Annotated in this window: 1 pseudogene; it reads right to left on the bottom strand. The window is 61.6% G+C overall.

The annotated features are described in order from the left end of the window. Positions 1-430, bottom strand: a pseudogene (locus tag BYZ73_RS21790) (DDE-type integrase/transposase/recombinase); the annotation flags it as partial.

Raw genomic sequence — 430 nt, forward strand, 5'->3', positions numbered from 1 at the left:
AGCGTTCAAGCTTGTGTGGAATGCCTCCTCCGCTTCTTGCGGCGTGGTAGCCGATTGCGCTGTGAACGCGAATGTTGTTGTACCCGTCGACCCATTTCAGGGTTTCCCATTCGACCTGCCCCACAGTCTTCCAGGGACCGAGGAACTTGATGGCCTCAGTTTCGAACTGGCCGATGATGCTTTCCGCCAGAGCGTTGTCATAGGACTCTCCGACGCTGCCGACCGAGGTGTCGATCCCCGCCTCAGTCAGCCGCTCGGTGTATCGGCTTGAGAGGTATTGGCGGCCGCGGTCGCTGTGATGGATCAGCTCGTCAGCCTCGGACGGTGTCCTCTGGCAGATGGCCAGGGGCAGGGCCTCCAAGACGAACCCGGCGGTCATCGAGGTCGAGACGCGCCAGCCGACGATCTTGCGGGCGAAGACGTCGATGAC

Source organism: Rhodovulum viride (assembly GCF_003265965.1).
Lineage (GTDB): Bacteria > Pseudomonadota > Alphaproteobacteria > Rhodobacterales > Rhodobacteraceae > Rhodovulum > Rhodovulum kholense.